The organism is Grimontia kaedaensis (genome assembly GCF_023746615.1).
GTDB lineage: Bacteria > Pseudomonadota > Gammaproteobacteria > Enterobacterales > Vibrionaceae > Enterovibrio > Enterovibrio kaedaensis.
Map to the genome: position 1 here is coordinate 94,939 of NZ_CP082275.1, position 15,943 is coordinate 110,881.

Below are 15,943 nucleotides of genomic sequence, written 5' to 3' on the forward strand. Positions count from 1 at the left end.
CAGTTAACTGTATAAAAAGACAGGTCATGATATGAAGCCGTTAACCGCAAGACAACAGCAAGTCTTTGATTTGATCAAAGCAAAGATCGATGACACTGGTATGCCACCGACGCGTGCCGAGATCGCAAGAGAACTGGGGTTCCGCTCTGCCAATGCTGCTGAAGAACATCTTAAAGCACTGGCACGAAAAGGCGTGCTTGAAATCGTGCCTGGTGCATCACGTGGCATTCGCTTGCTGGTGGAAACCGAAGCGGCAAACGATGACGAAGGCCTGCCTTTGATTGGTCGTGTCGCTGCCGGTGAGCCTATTCTGGCGCAAGAGCATGTAGAAATGCATTATCAGGTCGACCCAAACCTGTTCAAACCAAATGCCGATTTCCTGTTGCGTGTCAGCGGCATGAGTATGAAAGACATCGGTATTATGGATGGCGATCTGCTTGCAGTACATAAAACGCAAGACGTGCGAAACGGCCAGGTTGTTGTCGCGCGTGTTGAAGATGATGTGACGGTAAAGCGTCTTGAGCGCAAAGGTAATCAGGTGCTGCTTCATGCTGAGAATGAAGAGTTTGCTCCAATTGTGGTTGACCTTTCTCAGCAGCATCTCACCATTGAGGGTATCGCGGTTGGTGTGATTCGCAACACAGACTGGATGTAATCGTCCCGCTTCGCGTTACAAGAGTTAAAGAAACAGGCAGCTTCGGTCCAAAAGACCGTAGCTGCCTTTCTTTTTGCGGATCTTTCTTACTACAAGCCGCTTAAGCCCTGCATTTTTGCACACTCGCGATTCTCTGTTGTGAGTGGTCACTTTCGCTAAGCCCTGCCAGTAACTCTTCTTAAAACAAAGATTTTTCCGCCTTGATTTTCTCAGGGATTTTAAGAAAAGCGGCACAAAATCGTTGAAGGTGAAACAGTTGTCTTCATCTCGTAAATTCGTGGCTGGCATCATATTTCGGCGCATTCTGCTGCTCAAATTTTGTTCTTTCCACGTTCCTTGCCTAGCTTTAATTGTAAACAGAGTGTTAATCGAACTTTCATTTTTTTGCATCCATTTACATTTTGCACTGCGAAGTGACTTTGAGGAGGGAACCGGTGAAGACTCGCCAACTTCTATACGCGCTCGCAATTTTCTCTTCGTTTGCAGCTCAAGCCGCAAACGAAGCATCCTCGTTTAACCTGACCCCCGGTGTCACCGAGATCAGTGAGAAGGTGTATGGCCTTCACATGACGATTCTCTGGATCTGTGTCGCTATCGGTGTCGTGGTTTTCGGTGCCATGTTCTGGGCCATTATCCACCACCGAAAATCAAAAGGCGCGGTGGCCGCGAATTTTCACGAAAGCACCAAAGTGGAAATTCTCTGGACGTTGATCCCCTTCCTCATCCTCATTGGGATGGCCGTTCCTGCAACCAACGTGCTGATGGCCATGGAAGATCCTTCTGATTCAGAACTGACGATTCAGGTGACTGGATCCCAGTGGAAATGGCATTACCGCTATTTCGACCACGATGTCGAGTTCTTTTCATTGCTGGCGACTTCTGCCGCGCAAATCGACGGTGAAGCGACTAAGCGTGAAACCTACCTGTTGGAAGTTGACCGCCCTCTGGTGGTGCCAATTGGTAAGAAGGTTCGCTTCCTCATCACATCGGAAGATGTCATTCACTCTTGGTGGGTGCCTGATTTTGCCGTGAAGAAAGATGCCAATCCTGGCTTTATCAACGAAGCATGGACGCGCATCGATAAGCCGGGGATATACCGCGGTCAGTGTGCTGAACTTTGTGGTAAAGACCATGGCTTTATGCCGATTGTGGTGATTGCCAAGCCTGTCGACGAGTTCGACGCTTGGGTCACGGAAACTGCAGCCGCGCAAGCCAAGGTGAAGGAGGAGGAGCAGAAACTACTGGCGATGAACATGGATATGGAAGAGCTGATGGAGCTAGGAGAGGAAGTCTATAACTCTCGCTGTGCGGCTTGTCACCAAGTCAATGGTTTGGGTCTTCCAGGCGTGTTCCCAGCGCTTGCCCAGCAAGGTATCTCTGCCGATCCAAACAAGGTACTCGATCACCTCAATATTGTTATTCACGGAAAGCCGGGTACTGCCATGCAGGCGTTTGGCGCACAGCTTGGTCTGAAAGAGCTGGCTGCAGTGATCACCTACGAGCGAAACGCATGGGGCAACAACACGGGTGATGCCATTCAGGCATCTCAAATCAATGCTGTGCTCAACGGTGACGATCTTTAAGGAGAAATCGCAATGACGGATATGACGCCTGATCAGGTCGGTCACGATGAACACGACCATGATCATAAACCCCGAGGGTTGATGCGTTGGCTGTTAACGACCAACCATAAAGACATCGGCTCCATGTACCTGATTTTCAGCTTCAGCATGTTCTTGCTGGGCGGGGCGATGGCATTGGTTATCCGGGCGGAGTTATTCCAGCCGGGCTTGCAATTGGTCGAGCCTAATTTCTTTAACCAGATGACCACAGTTCATGGTCTTATCATGGTGTTTGGCGCAGTGATGCCAGCCTTTACTGGGTTGGCAAACTGGATGGTACCCATGATGATTGGTGCGCCGGATATGGCGCTGCCGCGCATGAACAACTGGAGTTTCTGGATCCTGCCCTTCGCGTTTCTGATGCTCATCATGTCGCTGTTTATGGAAGGGGGTGGTCCAAACTTTGGCTGGACCTTCTACGCTCCGCTCTCGACTACCTATTCGCCAGACAGCACTGCACTGTTCGTGTTTGCTGTTCATATTATGGGTATCAGCTCCATCATGGGTGCGATCAACGTGATAGTGACCATCATGAACCTGCGTGCACCGGGCATGACCTACATGAAGATGCCGCTGTTCGTCTGGACTTGGTTTATCACCGCCTTCCTGCTGATTGCCGTTATGCCGGTGCTTGCCGGTGCGGTGACCATGGTGTTGACCGATAAGTACTTCGGCACGTCGTTCTTTGATGCCGCCGGCGGTGGCGATCCGGTCATGTTCCAGCACATCTTCTGGTTCTTCGGACACCCAGAGGTGTACATCATGATCCTGCCGAGCTTCGGGATCATCTCAGCGATTGTGCCAGCGTTTGCGCGTAAACCTCTGTTTGGATATGCATCTATGGTTTACGCGACCGCATCCATTGCAGGCTTGAGCTTTGTCGTTTGGGCGCACCACATGTTCACCACCGGTATGCCGGTGTTTGCCGAACTCTTCTTCATGTATTGCACCATGCTGATATCGGTGCCCACCGGCGTAAAAGTGTTTAACTGGGTAGCCACCATGTGGCGAGGGTCCATGACCTTCGAAACGCCCATGTTGTTCGCGCTCGCATTTATCGTGCTGTTTACGATAGGGGGCTTCTCCGGCTTGATGCTGGCAATAACGCCAGTGGACTTCCAGTATCACGATACCTACTTCGTGGTGGCACACTTCCACTATGTGCTGGTGTCTGGGGCCATCTTCTCCATCATGGCAGCAGCTTACTACTGGTTGCCGAAATGGACTGGGCACATGTACAACCAGACGCTCGCTAACTGGCACTTCTGGTGCTCACTGATTTCTGTGAACATCCTGTTCTTCCCTATGCACTTCCTTGGGCTTGCTGGGATGCCGCGTCGTATTCCGGATTACGCGCTCCAGTTTGCTGATATCAACGCGATAGTGAGTGTGGGGGCATTCCTGTTCGGTTTCTCCCAGCTCATCTTCCTTGTGCTGGTGGTGAAATGTATACGTGGCGGTGAGCCTGCGCCTGCCAAGCCTTGGGATGGTGCCGAAGGGTTGGAGTGGTCAGTCCCTTCACCTGCGCCTTATCACACCTTCTCAACGCCACCGAAAATCGATTGAGGAAAGCGTATGGCAGAGCAAGAACAGCAGACACAAAAAACAGGACGCTCAGCAGCAAAGCTGGCGGGCTTGGCTGTGCTGATGTTTGGCTTTGCCTTCGCGCTGGTGCCACTTTATGACGTGTTCTGCGACATCACAGGCATTAACGGTAAAACCAGTGATGTCGCGGCGACGGAAAGCAATCAGGTCGATTTTTCCCGCACTGTCACCGTTGAGTTTGTCGCCTACATTAATCCTGGTCTTGGCTGGGATTTTGTGCCTGAGGTGAAAAAGCTCACTGTGCATCCGGGGGAGACGCGCACCATCGCTTACCGTGCCACTAACAATACCTTGGTGAACTCGGTCGGACAGGCAGTGCCTTCGGTTACCCCGGGTCTTGCCGCGCAATACCTGAACAAAATTGAATGTTTCTGCTTTAACCGCCAGCCCCTTGAAGCAGGAAAAGACGCAGAACTTCCACTGGTGTTTTATGTCGACCCGGAACTGCCGGAAGACATCAGCACCCTGACGCTGGCATATACCCTGTTTAGCGCAAAGACTGAGCCTGTGACTCAGTAAATGCAGTGAGGTCATCATGACGACAGACACCAATACAGATGCCCAGTACGAAAACTACTATGTGCCCGCGCAGAGCAAGTGGCCGATTGTCGGTGCTATTGCCTTGTTCTTTATTGCGATGGGCGCAGGTTCGACAGTCGCCGGATTGTTCGGTGGCAATGGTCCATGGATGCTGCTTATTGGCACCGGCATTTTGATGTTCATGCTGTTTGGCTGGTTCCGCGATGTGATTCATGAATCGATGGGTGGATTGTATTCGGCGCAAATGGACAGATCCTTCCGTCAGGGCATGAGTTGGTTCATCTTCTCGGAAGTGATGTTCTTTGCCGCTTTCTTTGGTGCATTGTTTTACGCCCGAATCATTGCTGTTCCTTGGCTGGGAGGGGCAAGCAACAATGCCATGACCGCAGCAGTGCTCTGGCCTGACTTTATTCCGGGTTGGCCTTTGGTGAAAACGCCAGGTGGCACGGAAACCACGGCTATGGGGGCTTGGGGTCTGCCGCTCATCAACACCATCATTCTGCTTGCTTCGTCTGTCACGCTGCACTTTGCACATGTGGCGATGGAAGAGGGCAACCGCCAACGCGTTAAACTGTTTCTTGGTGTCACCGTGCTGCTGGGGTGGATATTCCTCGGGCTGCAGGTGGAAGAATATGTGCATGCATATCAAGAGCTGAACCTCAGGCTGGATTCGGGGATTTACGGGAACACCTTCTTCCTGCTTACCGGTTTCCACGGTATGCATGTTTTCCTTGGTTCGATCATTCTGTTCATTATTTGGCTGCGGGTACTGAAAGGACACATGACCCCAGAGCATCATTTTGCTTTCCAGGCTGGTGCTTGGTATTGGCACTTTGTGGATGTGGTGTGGCTGTGTCTGTTCGTATTCGTCTACATCTTGTAGCGATGCAAATTAATAAGGGCGACTGTTGGGTTCAATCACTCCGGTCGCCAAAGCTACCAGCAAGATGACAAACACAAGTACAGAGAACAAAACGCGACGTCCCAAAAAGCGGGACATGGGAACGTCGGATTGACCCTTAAGCATAATCGGCAACGCTCGGAATAAGTTAAAGACGATAAAGACCAGCAGGCAGACGAGGATCCCTTTGAGCAGCATATTGCCTCCTGAGAGTCAAAAAGGTGACCGGATGTCTTCTTCCAACATACGGCAAATAAGACGGATTGGTTTTCTTGTATTTACTCTGGCGATGACAGCGCTCTTGGTCAAGCTAGGGATGTGGCAAATGTCCCGCGGGGCAGAAAAAGAAGTCCTTTTGTCGCAACTTGCAGAGCGCTCCCAGCAGGAATTCACGACATTGACTTCCTTGCCGCCGGACCTCAAGGGAACCCGCGTTAAGTTAATCGGCCAGTTTGACGCATCAAAGAGCGTGCTGCTCGATAACCAAACTTTTGAAGGCCGGGTGGGATACCGCTGGTTTCAGCCGCTCAGAAGTGACAATCATTGGGTATTAGTCGAACTGGGTTGGGTGGCGGCTCCTGCAACAAGAGATACATTACCGACACTGCCAGCGCTAGAAGGGCAGTTTTCAGTGAGCGGCACTATCGATTTTCCGTCAGACAGGGTCGTACTGGCACAAGTGGAAACAGAAAACGGCTGGCCCAAGCGGGTACAATCGGTGGAAATTCAAGGTCTGGAACAAGCTTCCGGGCTTTCCCTCAAACCCTGGCTTATCCGTGGTGATGTGATAAGCGACAGCAACGGAGAGAGCTTCAGTACAGGTGCAAAACCCATCTGGGAGCCTGTCGTGATGAAGCCGGAAAAGCACTATGCCTACGCTATGCAGTGGTTTGGATTGGCGCTGGTAGTAGTGATTGGATTTGGGCTTTGGTGGAGGAAAGGACGCATATGAATGGGAAAAAAGCGCTGATACTGGTCACCGTGATTTTTGTTCTGCCGGTTCTGGCTGCCAAATTGGTATTGGATTTTGGCTGGTATAATAGAGGCGTGACCAACAATGGCGAGCTTATCGCCGAAGAAGTGAAGGCCGATTGGCTTTCACACAACGGGCAATGGCGTTTGGTCTACTCCTACCCAAATGCTTGTGATGAGAAGTGCGAGAGTGCGCTGTTTCAACTTAACCAAATCCCGGTGGCGGTTGGACGTGAGCGTGAACGGGTTGCCAGCATCCTGCTGACACCGGAAAGCTCGGCGGTGGAAGAAGGCACCAATGTCACCCGCCAAAACATCGATGCAACGCAACAACAAACCATGTCATCGCTACCCTTCTCTGAAAACGCGATTTATCTTGTTGACCCCCTGAACAATCTTATTCTTGCCTACCCGGTGCCAGCTGAAAAATCAGCACAGGTGGCACAAAGCAAAGGACTGCTGTCCGATCTTCGAAAACTCATGAAACTCTCTAAAGTCGGGTAAGGGAGGTCGCGATGGAAAAAGATAAACGTTATCTCGGACTGGTATACGGCGCACTGGCTCTAGCTTTGATCGTGGTTGCGCTTGGCGCTTTCACTCGTCTGACTGAGGCCGGGTTGGGTTGTCCCGACTGGCCTGGCTGTTATGGTTTTCTGACTGTGCCGCAATCGGCAGAGAAAATTGCTCAGGCCACGGAAGCTTTCCCCCATGCCCCTTTTGAAATTCAGAAAGCCTGGAATGAAATGATTCATCGCTATGTGGCAGGTACCCTAGGTTTAGTGATTGCTGCCATTGCCTTTCTGGCATGGCGTCGCCCTGAGCGAAACCGCATGCTGCCGAGTGTGCTCCTAGCGGTAGTGACCTTTCAGGCGGCTCTAGGCATGTGGACTGTGACCATGAACCTGATGCCTATCGTGGTGATGGGGCATTTGCTCGGTGGTTTCACTACCGTCACTTTGCTGTTCATGTTGGCGCTGCTGGAAAGACGGCGTATTAAAGGTCCGACACAGCTCGAGGTAGGTCCCATAAAGGCCTCTGTTGGCGGAAAGCTCAGGGTATTGTCAGTCGCTGCGCTGCTGGCAGTGGTGATGCAAATTGCGCTTGGTGGCTGGACATCAGCCAACTATGCGGCTCTCGTTTGTACTCAGTTGCCTGTCTGTGAAGTCGATTGGGTAGAAAAATACGATGCCTCGGCGTTCCACCCCATCAGCCCAAAAAATGAGACCTATCAATATGGTGTACTGAATTTCGATCAGCGCGTCACGATTCACGCCACTCACCGAATTGGTGCCATGGTAGTCACGGCGCTCATCTTACTGCTGGCGTTTGCGGTCAGAAAACCGCTTGGTGCTGGTATATCGCTACTACTCTTGGGCGCGCTAGGTATTCAGATAACGCTTGGCATCACCAATGTGGTCGCCTTGCTGCCACTTTCTGTTGCGGTGGCACACAATGTTTGCGGATTGCTTTTACTTTTAGTGACTGTCAGGACGGTGGTAGGTGTGTTTGCACCTGTTTCAATGACCGCTGCACAGTCGTCTTTGGGAGACTCAGGGAGGTTAAGCCATGGCTAAATTCAACACGCCTTCGCTGGCAAACAGCGCCCCGAATACTGAAACCGCTCTATGGCGGGATTATCTGGAGCTGACCAAGCCCAAAGTGGTAGCCATGCTATTGCTTACCGCCATGGTGGGAATGTGCTTGGCGGTACCGTCTTTGCCTCCTGCTCACGTCGTGATTCTGGGACTGTTGGGAATTGGGATGCAGTCGGCTGCAGCTGCGGTGTTCAATCATGTGATTGATCAGCGTATTGATAGACAGATGCAGCGCACTATTCACCGCCCCGTTGCGAAAGGCCGGGTGGGTACGTCACAGGCTCTGGCCTTTGGTGGCTTACTGATGGTCGCAGGCTTTGCGCTTCTTTTGGTATTGAATGCACTGGTGGCGTGGCTCACCTTTGCCAGTTTGATTGGCTATGCGGTGGTCTACACTGTTTGGCTGAAGCATGCAACGCCGCAAAATATCGTGATTGGTGGCTTGGCAGGCGCGATGCCACCGCTTCTTGGTTGGGTGGCGGTAACGGGGACGCTCGACCCGCATGCGTTGCTGCTGGTGATGCTGATTTTCACTTGGACCCCACCGCATTTCTGGGCGCTCGCGATTCATCGTGAGAAAGATTACGCCAAAGCAGGCGTGCCCATGTTGCCAGTGACTCACGGTGTGGAATTCACCAAGACCATGATTTTGCTCTACACCCTGCTTTTGGTGGTGGTGGGCTTACTACCATGGCTGGCGGGAATGAGCGGGCTGATTTACCTCTTCGGTAGCTTGACGCTCAACCTCGGCTTTGCCTGGTACGCGTGGCAGCTGAAATTCCATGACCGCAAAGGGTTGGCTTGGCAGACGTTTAAATACTCCATTTGGCATGTGTTTGGTTTGTTTGTGGCTTTGCTCGCCGATCATGCGTGGCGTGCGATAGGATAGTTGCACACCCAAGCAAACAGTGAGCAGGGATGATGCTTTCCCATCTTCAATTCTCAACGCTGCGGCTGGATGTCGCGGCGTTATTGTCTTTTTGACCCGCACATTCTGATAAACTTCCGCCACTTACTCTCTATCTGTCGATAACCACAGAGCCAATTTATGCTGTCAGCGCTGCAACAAAAAGCCCTCCACATACGCGTATTCTCGCTCGCGTTTCCTATGGTGCTTTCCAACATTACCGTGCCTTTGCTGGGACTGGTGGATGCGGCCGTGATTGGCCACCTCGACCATGCCTGGTACCTCGGTGGCGTGGCGGTCGGCAGCACCATGATCGCTGTGACTTTCTGGCTTCTCGGTTTTCTTCGTATGGCTACCACGGGGCTGACCGCACAAGCTTATGGCGCTGACGATAAGGCGGGGCTGTCGAATGTGTTCCTGCAGGGTATCTCCCTTGCTTGGTTACTGGCATTCGCGATTATCGCCGTGCATCCATTAATTGCGGATTGGGTGTTTTCCTACAGTGACGCAAGTGCAGAAGTGAAGCGCTATGCCGGCCAGTATTTCTCTGTGCGTATCTGGAGTGCGCCTGCAGCGCTGACCAATCTTGTGATCATGGGTTGGCTATTGGGAGCCCAGAACGCGAAAAAGCCCATGATGCTGCTGATTGTTATCAACGTCATCAACATCGTGCTCGATATACTGTTTGTCGTGGGTTTTGGCTGGAAAGTGCAGGGCGCTGCAGCAGCAAGTGTGATTGCTGATTACAGCGGTATGGCACTGGGCTTGTACTTCGTTGCGCAGCGCTGGAAGCAAGAGATGTTGCCTGCTCCATTGGCGCAGTGGAAAAAAGCTTCAGCGGGTATGGGACGGCTTTTAAAGCTTAACCGGGACATCTTCCTTCGAAGTCTTTGCCTGCAGCTGGCCTTCACCTTTATGACCTTTCAGGGCGCGACGCTGGGCGATAACGTGGTGGCAGCCAATGCGGTGTTGATGAACTTTCTGATGCTGGTTTCTTTCGCAATGGACGGTTTTGCCTATGCGATGGAAGCCATGGTGGGGAAGGCAATTGGTGCCCGGAACAGAAACGAGCTGATGGATTCACTGACGGCCACCACCTTTTGGAGCTTGGTGATTTCCCTGCTTATCACTGCCGCTTTCCTTATCTTCGGCGAGCAGATTGTCGGGGTGATTTCCGATATTCCTGCTGTGCGTGAACAGGCATTTGTGTATCTGCCTTGGCTCATTGCCATGCCGCTGGTGGCCATGTGGTGTTTTCTGCTTGATGGTGTCTTTATTGGTGCGACGCGCGGACGCGAAATGCGAAACACCATGTTTGTCGCGATGGCAGGTTTTTTTGTGATTTGGTGGCTATTAAGTGGCTGGGGCAACCATTCGCTTTGGGCGGCGATGCTCGGCTTTATGGCATTGCGTGGATTAACGCTGGGGGTACTTTTCGTTCACCAGTGGCGCAGAGACACCTTCCTGGGGGCAAACTAGCGAGACAAAAAAGGCGCCATCGGGCGCCTTTCTTCTTACGATAATCGCTCTTAGTAGTAAGAGTGATCACCGTGTGCGTGCTCGGTGACGTCACGAACGCCGTTAAGCTCGCCGCTGAATTCTTCCAGCAGTTGCTTCTCGATGCCGTCTTTCAGGGTGACGTCAACCATTGAACAGCCATTACAGCCGCCGCCGAACTGAATCACTGCCACTTTGTCTTCAGTGATTTCAATCAGATTGATGTGACCACCGTGGCCTGCCAGCTGTGGATTAACCTGAGTCTGGATCACGTACTCAACGCGCTCCATCAGTGGCGCGTCGTCAGACACTTTACGCATTTTTGCGTTTGGTGCTTTCAGCGTCAGCTGTGAGCCCATTTTGTCAGTGACAAAATCAATCTCAGCATCTTCCAGAAACGGAAGGCTCAGTTCATCTACGTACGCAGAAAAACCTTCGAATTTGAGTTCGGTGTCAGTCGCTTCCACTGCATCCTGAGGGCAGTAAGAAACGCCGCACTCTGCGTTTTGCGTGCCAGGATTAACCACGAATACGCGGATGTTTGTCCCTTCCGGCTGCTGCTCAAGCAGTTTACCGAAATGGCTCTGTGCACTTTCTGAAATAATAATTTGTGACACGGCTTCTTACCTGATTTATCCAGTATTTGTTTACATTGTACGCTTGTTTTTGTCCGCTATCACCCCTCAAGCTTCGAGGTTACTTTTCCCCCACTTTTTCACTTAAGTGGTTTCTGGCGGTGTGCGACAAAGACAATACACATCGATACGTTCCACGCCATGCTGCCGGAGCAGGCGGCAAAGCTGGGCGACAGTCGCACCCGTGGTGACAACATCATCAACCAAGGCGATGTGTGGCGGCAGTTTTCCTTCGATAGAAAATGCCTGCTTTAAGTTTGAAAGACGGGATTGTCGGTCTAATCCCTGCTGTTGGCGAGTGGCACGAATGCGTTTTAAGACATTGGGCTCAGATTGAACCTTCAGTTGTCTCGCGAGCTCTGCGGCCAGCACACTGCTATGGTTAAATCCGCGCCAAAGCCTGCGTTTCCAATGCATGGGCACGGGAAGAAGGAGAGGCGCAGGTGATTCAATCTCTGTCGCGAGCAGTTTAGCGAGAGCAGGGGCGAGCCAGTAATGTCCTTGATACTTGAAGCGGTGAAGCAGTTTGTCATAAGGAAAGGCATAGGCACCGACACAGACCAAACTGTCCCACGGCGGCGGCTTTTTCAAACATCTGCCGCAGCTTTCAATGACGTAAGGCGTGGGCAAACCGCAATGCAGGCAGCGTGGCTGACGGGGCAAGCTTGCGTGACAGGGATGACACCAAGGATAGTCATGCTGCTCCAACCTGTGGTGGCAAAGCTGACAACGCAGCGGCAAGGCACGTAAGATAGTGCTTAACATCAAGGACATGCTTGTTGATAAACGAATTTAGGCAGTGTAAATGACGACTTCTCTGTACTGGCATACGGAAGGCCAGGGTTCCGATCTGATTCTCATTCATGGCTGGGGGATGAATAGCGCCGTATGGCAAAACATCCTGCCTGCTCTCACCCCGCATTACCGCGTTCATTGTGTTGACCTGCCGGGATATGGCTTCAGTCAACCGACTGATACTTTTTCCTTAGAGGAAATGGCACAGTGCTTGCTTGATAATTCACCGCAGGAATCTGTTTGGGCCGGTTGGTCTTTGGGGGGAATGGTTGCCACTCAGGCTGCACTGCTCGCACCGGAACGTGTGAAAGGTTTGGTCACGATTGCCAGCTCTCCAAGATTTGCTGCAGAGCATGGATGGCGAGGGATAAAACCCGAGGTATTGCAGGCGTTTACGAAACAATTGGCTGAAGACTTTCAGACGACGGTTGAACGTTTCATGGCGCTTCAGGCAATGGGGAGCCCGACAGCACGGCAAGATATTAAGTGGTTGAAACAGGCGGTCCTCTCTCACCCGTCTCCTCAGCCAGAGGCGCTTAGCGCTGGCCTTGGTATTCTTGCTGACGCTGATTTGCGGGCTCAATTGCATGATATTTCAATGCCTTGGCTCAGAATGTACGGTCGGCTGGACGGCCTTGTGCCTGTCAAAGTGGCGCAAGAGTTGGATGTTCTGGCACCGCGTTCGCAGCGGCAAATCTTTGCCAAAGCGTCGCACGCACCGTTCATTTCTGATCCCGACCATTTTTCGCAAGAACTTTTAAGGTTTTGCGGACAATGCTTGCCGTCCTGTTAATGGAAAGTAGCGAAATTAAGTGAATTGGGGCTAAATTTTAATCTGAAGCCGCCGATACTTTAATCAAGTTACTTGCTATGGCATCAGGAGAGACCATAATGAATATAGGTAACGTTGGGTATTCTCAGCATGCTTACGCCAAGCCAATGCAGCCAAATCAGGCGGCAAAGGGCAATGAGGCGCAGGCAGCCGAGGGTGCCAAGCAGTCTTACGAGCAGGTCGCGAAGGAAGTGTCGGACGGTAAGACTGTTAACAAAGCAACGGAAGCCGAAGGCACGCCTTCTTCGTCTAAAGTTGAGTCTTTCACCTACGGGGCACTTGGCATGGACCACCCTGAAGAAGTGAAAAGCAACGACGATGCTGCGTATTCCGCCGGTCAGGTGCTTTCTGCACTGGGTACCATTGGCGGATTGATCGCAATATTGGTCTAGTTTCGCTATAGAGATATAGCTCGCGCATTCGCGGGGATTACCCCGCCTATGCTCGCAGGCGACGCGCCTTCGGTCGGTGTTGGGAGACAACATTGGCATGAACATTTCGCCCGCTAACGTCAGCATCCCTGCTGTCGTACCGTCAGTGAACCCGCCAACGGAGCAAGTTGCGCGGGATAATCGCGTGCGCGAAAAAATCGTCCCGCCCAGTCAGGCGAATGCCACTGCCGAAGAGAAACCCGTACTCTCCGAAGAGAAACAACTTAAGAACCCATCTTGGGACCCTTCTGAACACCCCGATTACGCCGATCTGGAACAAAACCCAAGACAGTTCAATGGTGGTGGTTTTGCTGCACATGAGACGCTCAGCCAGCTAACCAACATGCTATCCGGTGGTTCGTATGTGCCGCAGAACGAAAACGGCTACGCTATGCGCATTAAGCTGCCGAAAGAAATACTGGATAAAATCGACGAGCTGAAAGCTTCTCAGCGTACTGGTGCGGTCGTTGCCATGCGATATCAGCAATCGTCAGCCGCGAATGTCCCATCAGAAGTGCTGATCGTGATTTGACGATAAGCGAAGCAAGCAGAGACAAAAACAGCGCCTTTTGGCGCTGTTTTTGGTTTCTCAGCTATCAGTTACGCTTCGCTTTGGCAAAGGCATCGGCAAATGCGCCACCGAAACCGGATTGCTGACCGCCACGATTATCACGGCGGCTGTTGTCATTGCGGTGATTGCCGCTAAAGCTGCGTTCCTGGTTGCGTGGGCGGGATTCGCGGGCAGGTTTGTTATCAGCCCCTGGCTCATCACTGAGGCGCATCGAAAGACCAATACGCTTACGCTGCAGATCCACTTCCATCACCTTCACTTTCACCACATCGCCGGCTTTGACGACTTCACGTGGGTCAGAAATAAATTTGTCTGACAGCGCAGAGATATGCACCAAACCGTCCTGATGTACGCCGACATCAACAAAAGCGCCGAAGTTAGTCACATTGGTGATCACGCCTTCCAACACCATACCCGGGATCAGATCTTTCACTTCATTGACGCCATCGGCAAAGGTGGCGGTCTTAAACTCTGGGCGTGGGTCGCGGCCAGGTTTTGCAAGTTCTGCCAGGATGTCGGTCACGGTCGGGATACCAAAGGTATCGTCAGCGTAGTCTGCTGCTTTCAGCGCACGCAGGAAGTCATGGTTGCCAATCATGGCATCAACGCCTTTACCTGATTTTTCGGCAATACGTTTGACCACCGGATAAGCTTCAGGGTGAACGGCAGAGCTATCCAGCGGGTTTTTACCCTTCATGACACGAAGGAAGCCAGCACACTGTTCAAAGGCTTTCGGGCCAAGACGTGGCACTTTCAGCAGGGTTTTACGATCGGCAAAGCGGCCATTTTCGTCACGGAAGGCCACAATGTTGGCTGCCATGGTGGTTGAAAGGCCCGCTACACGAGTCAGTAGCGCTGCCGAGGCACTGTTTACGTCAACACCTACGGCGTTTACACAGTCTTCCACGACCGCGTCCAGACGCTTGGCAAGCTGGCTCTGGCTAACATCATGCTGGTATTGGCCCACACCAATAGATTTCGGATCGATTTTCACCAATTCAGCGAGCGGGTCTTGCAGGCGGCGGGCAATAGAAACCGCGCCACGAAGCGACACATCAAGGCCAGGGAACTCGGTCGCGGCAAGTTCAGATGCGGAATAAACCGATGCACCGGCTTCACTGACCATCACAGTCTGGATTTTCTCTCCCGCATCTTTCAGCATGCCTGCGACAAATGCGTCGGTTTCACGGGAAGCTGTGCCGTTACCAATCGCAATCAAATCCACATTATGTTTTTTGACCAGAGCCATCACCACGCGTGCAGATTCTGCAATTTTGTTTTGTGGTGGCGTTGGGTAGATGGTGGCGGTATCCAAAAGCTTACCGGTGTTGTCGATCACCGCGACTTTACAACCGGTGCGAAGACCTGGGTCGATACCCAAAGTGCCGCGGGGGCCAGCCGGTGCGGCCATCAACAAGTCTTTTAGGTTGTCTGCAAACACTTTGATGGCGTCGGTTTCTGCCATCTCGCGCAGGTTACCCATCAACTCGGTTTCCATGTGCATTAAAATCTTGATACGCCATGCAAAGCTCACAACCTGCTTACGCCAGCGGTCAGCGGCTGCAGCGCCAATGGTCACGCCATAATGGTCACTGATGATGGTTTCACAATATGAGCCGGTGGATTTTTCGTCCTGACCCGGATCGGCATTCAGTGACAGTTGCAAAATCCCTTCATTGCGGCCGCGGAACATGGCAAGCGCGCGGTGCGAAGGCACTTTGCTGAGTAATTCATCATGGGCAAAGTAGTCTTTAAACTTCGCGCCTTCTTCCTCCTTGCCTGCCACCAGGCGCGCTTGAATTTCCGCGCTTTGGTTTAGATGACGACGGATTTTATCCAGCAGCGCGGCGTCTTCGGCAAATTGCTCCATCAAAATCGCACGGGCACCGTCGAGCACGGCTTTAGTATCAGCAAAGCCTGCGTCAGCGTTGAGGTATTTCGCCGCTTCGGTTTCTGGATCGTGGTCTGGCTGTTCCCACAGCAGGGTTGCCAGAGGCTCGATACCAGCTTCAATCGCAATTTGACCTTTGGTACGGCGCTTGGGTTTGTAAGGCAGGTACAAATCTTCCAGACGGTTTTTACTGTCTGCATCCAGAATGTCTTTTTTCAGTGCATCAGACAGTTTGCCTTGCTCATCAATCGATTTCAGGATCACCTGGCGGCGCTCTTCCAACTCGCGCAGGTAGCCCAAACGGGATTCAAGGTTACGCAGCTGGGTGTCGTCGAGGCCGTTGGTCACTTCCTTACGGTAACGGGCAATAAAGGGAACGGTATTGCCATCATCTAGTAAGTTTACTGCCGCAATAACCTGCGCATCGCGTACATTCAGTTCTGTCGCGATCTGTTGGTAGATTGAAGTTGTCATGGTGTTCCTTAGATTCATTG

Annotated in this window: 18 protein-coding genes; 13 read left to right on the top strand and 5 right to left on the bottom strand. The window is 52.1% G+C overall.

The annotated features are described in order from the left end of the window. Window positions 1-31 precede the first annotated feature (31 nt). Window positions 32-655, top strand: a complete 624-nt coding sequence (gene lexA, locus K6Q96_RS00460; protein WP_062666864.1) for a transcriptional repressor LexA — start codon at window positions 32-34, stop codon at window positions 653-655. Window positions 656-679: 24 nt separating this feature from the next. Here lexA and K6Q96_RS00465 read toward each other — a convergent pair whose 3' ends face one another. Next, window positions 680-1,045 (bottom strand): hypothetical protein, encoded by a 366-nt coding sequence (locus K6Q96_RS00465; RefSeq protein ID WP_251877003.1) that lies wholly within the window; start codon window positions 1,043-1,045, stop codon window positions 680-682. 44 nt (window positions 1,046-1,089) lie between these two features. On the opposite strand from K6Q96_RS00465, the gene coxB reads away from it, so the two are divergent. Genes coxB through K6Q96_RS00485 form a run of 4 tightly spaced genes read left to right on the top strand, consistent with a single transcriptional unit; the run spans window position 1,090 to window position 5,305 of the window. After that, window positions 1,090-2,238: a cytochrome c oxidase subunit II gene (coxB, locus tag K6Q96_RS00470; RefSeq protein ID WP_251877005.1), complete on the top strand. Its 1,149-nt coding sequence runs from the start codon at window positions 1,090-1,092 to the stop codon at window positions 2,236-2,238. 12 nt (window positions 2,239-2,250) lie between these two features. Continuing rightward, window positions 2,251-3,843, top strand: a complete 1,593-nt coding sequence (gene ctaD, locus K6Q96_RS00475; protein WP_251877007.1) for a cytochrome c oxidase subunit I — start codon at window positions 2,251-2,253, stop codon at window positions 3,841-3,843. Between the two features lie 9 nt (window positions 3,844-3,852). Beyond that, a complete protein-coding gene (locus K6Q96_RS00480) occupies window positions 3,853-4,401 on the top strand; it encodes a cytochrome c oxidase assembly protein (protein ID WP_002535392.1) in 549 nt (182 codons plus the stop codon). Between the two features lie 16 nt (window positions 4,402-4,417). After that, on the top strand, window positions 4,418-5,305 hold the full coding sequence (locus K6Q96_RS00485) for a cytochrome c oxidase subunit 3 (protein ID WP_251877009.1): 888 nt from the start codon (window positions 4,418-4,420) through the stop codon (window positions 5,303-5,305). Between the two features lie 9 nt (window positions 5,306-5,314). Here K6Q96_RS00485 and K6Q96_RS00490 read toward each other — a convergent pair whose 3' ends face one another. Further along, window positions 5,315-5,521 carry a DUF2909 domain-containing protein gene (locus K6Q96_RS00490; RefSeq protein ID WP_002535390.1) on the bottom strand — a complete coding sequence of 69 codons (207 nt, stop codon included), beginning with the start codon at window positions 5,519-5,521 and terminating at the stop codon, window positions 5,315-5,317. Window positions 5,522-5,552: 31 nt separating this feature from the next. On the opposite strand from K6Q96_RS00490, the gene K6Q96_RS00495 reads away from it, so the two are divergent. The 5 genes from K6Q96_RS00495 to dinF all read left to right on the top strand — a co-directional run bounded on the left by K6Q96_RS00495 (window position 5,553) and on the right by dinF (window position 10,276). Next, on the top strand, window positions 5,553-6,275 hold the full coding sequence (locus K6Q96_RS00495; protein WP_251877011.1) for an SURF1 family protein: 723 nt from the start codon (window positions 5,553-5,555) through the stop codon (window positions 6,273-6,275). Further along, the gene (locus tag K6Q96_RS00500; protein ID WP_251877013.1) at window positions 6,272-6,799 is read left to right on the top strand and encodes a redox-active disulfide-containing membrane protein; all 528 of its coding nucleotides are present in this window, start codon (window positions 6,272-6,274) and stop codon (window positions 6,797-6,799) included. The genes K6Q96_RS00495 and K6Q96_RS00500 overlap by 4 nt, the downstream gene beginning before the upstream one ends. 11 nt (window positions 6,800-6,810) lie before the next feature. Further along, window positions 6,811-7,869, top strand: coding sequence for a COX15/CtaA family protein (locus K6Q96_RS00505; protein WP_251877015.1), 1,059 nt, complete (start codon window positions 6,811-6,813; stop codon window positions 7,867-7,869). After that, a complete protein-coding gene (gene cyoE / locus K6Q96_RS00510) occupies window positions 7,862-8,779 on the top strand; it encodes a heme o synthase (RefSeq protein ID WP_251877017.1) in 918 nt (305 codons plus the stop codon). The genes K6Q96_RS00505 and cyoE overlap by 8 nt, the downstream gene beginning before the upstream one ends. 159 nt (window positions 8,780-8,938) lie before the next feature. Then, complete coding sequence (gene dinF / locus K6Q96_RS00515) at window positions 8,939-10,276, top strand: MATE family efflux transporter DinF (RefSeq protein ID WP_251877019.1); 1,338 nt, start codon at window positions 8,939-8,941, stop codon at window positions 10,274-10,276. 50 nt (window positions 10,277-10,326) lie between these two features. Here dinF and nfuA read toward each other — a convergent pair whose 3' ends face one another. Both nfuA and K6Q96_RS00525 read right to left on the bottom strand, forming a co-directional pair. Beyond that, the gene (nfuA, locus tag K6Q96_RS00520) at window positions 10,327-10,911 is read right to left on the bottom strand and encodes a Fe-S biogenesis protein NfuA (protein ID WP_002535379.1); all 585 of its coding nucleotides are present in this window, start codon (window positions 10,909-10,911) and stop codon (window positions 10,327-10,329) included. Window positions 10,912-11,013: 102 nt separating this feature from the next. Continuing rightward, window positions 11,014-11,694 carry a ComFC family protein gene (locus tag K6Q96_RS00525; protein WP_251877021.1) on the bottom strand — a complete coding sequence of 227 codons (681 nt, stop codon included), beginning with the start codon at window positions 11,692-11,694 and terminating at the stop codon, window positions 11,014-11,016. 40 nt (window positions 11,695-11,734) lie between these two features. Here K6Q96_RS00525 and bioH point away from each other — a divergent pair, with 40 nt between their 5' ends. From bioH to K6Q96_RS00540, 3 genes are all read left to right on the top strand, one after another. Continuing rightward, window positions 11,735-12,517, top strand: a complete 783-nt coding sequence (gene bioH / locus K6Q96_RS00530; RefSeq protein ID WP_251877023.1) for a pimeloyl-ACP methyl ester esterase BioH — start codon at window positions 11,735-11,737, stop codon at window positions 12,515-12,517. Between the two features lie 98 nt (window positions 12,518-12,615). Then, window positions 12,616-12,948 (top strand): hypothetical protein, encoded by a 333-nt coding sequence (locus K6Q96_RS00535; RefSeq protein ID WP_251877025.1) that lies wholly within the window; start codon window positions 12,616-12,618, stop codon window positions 12,946-12,948. Window positions 12,949-13,045: 97 nt separating this feature from the next. Next, entirely contained in the window at window positions 13,046-13,519 is a 474-nt protein-coding gene (locus K6Q96_RS00540; RefSeq protein ID WP_251877027.1) for an ATP-dependent Lon protease, read from the top strand. A 64-nt stretch (window positions 13,520-13,583) separates the two neighbouring features. Here the strand turns inward: K6Q96_RS00540 and K6Q96_RS00545 are convergent, their stop codons facing one another. After that, on the bottom strand, window positions 13,584-15,923 hold the full coding sequence (locus K6Q96_RS00545; RefSeq protein ID WP_251877030.1) for a Tex family protein: 2,340 nt from the start codon (window positions 15,921-15,923) through the stop codon (window positions 13,584-13,586). Between the last annotated feature and the right edge of the window lie 20 nt (window positions 15,924-15,943).

Coding starts and splice junctions, on each gene's coding strand:
- lexA (WP_062666864.1), top strand. CDS start 32: ATGAAGCCGTTAACCGCAAGACAACAGCAAGTCTTTGATTTGATCAAA.
- K6Q96_RS00465 (WP_251877003.1), bottom strand. CDS start 1,045: ATGCAAAAAAATGAAAGTTCGATTAACACTCTGTTTACAATTAAAGCT.
- ctaD (WP_251877007.1), top strand. CDS start 2,251: ATGACGGATATGACGCCTGATCAGGTCGGTCACGATGAACACGACCAT.
- K6Q96_RS00480 (WP_002535392.1), top strand. CDS start 3,853: ATGGCAGAGCAAGAACAGCAGACACAAAAAACAGGACGCTCAGCAGCA.
- K6Q96_RS00485 (WP_251877009.1), top strand. CDS start 4,418: ATGACGACAGACACCAATACAGATGCCCAGTACGAAAACTACTATGTG.
- K6Q96_RS00490 (WP_002535390.1), bottom strand. CDS start 5,521: ATGCTGCTCAAAGGGATCCTCGTCTGCCTGCTGGTCTTTATCGTCTTT.
- K6Q96_RS00495 (WP_251877011.1), top strand. CDS start 5,553: ATGTCTTCTTCCAACATACGGCAAATAAGACGGATTGGTTTTCTTGTA.
- K6Q96_RS00500 (WP_251877013.1), top strand. CDS start 6,272: ATGAATGGGAAAAAAGCGCTGATACTGGTCACCGTGATTTTTGTTCTG.
- K6Q96_RS00505 (WP_251877015.1), top strand. CDS start 6,811: ATGGAAAAAGATAAACGTTATCTCGGACTGGTATACGGCGCACTGGCT.
- cyoE (WP_251877017.1), top strand. CDS start 7,862: ATGGCTAAATTCAACACGCCTTCGCTGGCAAACAGCGCCCCGAATACT.
- dinF (WP_251877019.1), top strand. CDS start 8,939: ATGCTGTCAGCGCTGCAACAAAAAGCCCTCCACATACGCGTATTCTCG.
- K6Q96_RS00525 (WP_251877021.1), bottom strand. CDS start 11,694: ATGTTAAGCACTATCTTACGTGCCTTGCCGCTGCGTTGTCAGCTTTGC.
- bioH (WP_251877023.1), top strand. CDS start 11,735: ATGACGACTTCTCTGTACTGGCATACGGAAGGCCAGGGTTCCGATCTG.
- K6Q96_RS00535 (WP_251877025.1), top strand. CDS start 12,616: ATGAATATAGGTAACGTTGGGTATTCTCAGCATGCTTACGCCAAGCCA.
- K6Q96_RS00540 (WP_251877027.1), top strand. CDS start 13,046: ATGAACATTTCGCCCGCTAACGTCAGCATCCCTGCTGTCGTACCGTCA.
- K6Q96_RS00545 (WP_251877030.1), bottom strand. CDS start 15,923: ATGACAACTTCAATCTACCAACAGATCGCGACAGAACTGAATGTACGC.